General features: G+C 66.9%; 1 protein-coding gene. It reads right to left on the bottom strand.

Going from position 1 to position 986, the window contains the following annotated elements; translation table 11 throughout:
- A partial coding sequence (locus CF165_RS51020; protein ID WP_240522223.1) for an IS110 family transposase occupies positions 1–700 on the bottom strand: 700 nt, incomplete at its 3' end.
- Between the last annotated feature and the right edge of the window lie 286 nt (positions 701–986).

Genomic DNA, 986 nt, shown 5'->3' with positions numbered 1-986 from the left:
AAGCGAATCGGGCGGCGGTGGGGAACCGGTCGATGTCGCCGATGTCGCCGAGCAATCTGGCCGCTCCGGACGGACCGATGCCGTAGAGGTCGCGCAGCCCGGTGCCGGTCTCCACGAGCAGGTCGGTGAGCTGCTTGTCCGCGGCTTTGATCTTCTTGTCCAGCGCGGTGAGTTCGGTGATCAGTTCGGCGGCGAGCTGGCGACGGGTCTTGCCGACCAGGTCCCGCGGACGCACACCGTTCAGCAGCGCGCGAGCCTGCGTGGCCGACAGAAATCGTTTGGCACCACCAGGAATCAGCTCTAGCAGCAGTCGGTGCAGGCGGCTGACCGTGGCAGTACGGGCGGTACCGAGTTCGTCGCGGCGATCGGCCAGCATCCGCAACACCACCAGATGGTCGTCCGGCCGCACCCGCACCAAGTCGGGCGTGCGCAGCGCCACCACCGCGACCGCGTGGGCGTCGGTGGCGTCGGTCTTGCGGCCTTGCCCGGTGGAGAACACCCGCGCCCGCGCGGACAGCTTCGCCGGCACGTCCAGCACGGTCTCGCCGTCGGCGACCAGCCGCTGCGCCAGGTGCTTGCCAATTCCGTTGCAACCCTCCACCGCCCACACCCGGGCCGAATACCGTCGACCTTGTGCGAGCATTTCGCGGCACCCGGGCGCATCGGTGCCGAACCGACTCTGGCCGAGCACATGCTCCATCCGATCGAGTATTTCGATTGTGGCGGATCGTTTGTGTGGATCCATGCCAATAATAACCGGGATCAATTTCGCTCTCCTCCTCGCCTGCAACAGGGACGGCGAGGAGGGCAACGCTACTTCGAGCCGGGCAGACCCCTCTTGAGCCACAACCTCGCCCGGTGCCCGGCGGGACACACGCCAAAAGAGAGCCACACTCAACCACTGTGGGCAGCCGAAAAGAGAGCGTCCCGCCGAGCACCTCGACCGAGCCTGGCCCGGCACCGGTCGTACCGCCAGTCTGAAGTAG

Origin of the sequence: Amycolatopsis vastitatis (genome assembly GCF_002234595.1) — a bacterium.
Taxonomy (GTDB): Bacteria; Actinomycetota; Actinomycetes; order Mycobacteriales; family Pseudonocardiaceae; genus Amycolatopsis; species Amycolatopsis vastitatis.
The sequence above is the reverse complement of the archived record's forward strand: the minus strand, read 5'-3'. Positions and strand labels throughout refer to the sequence as shown.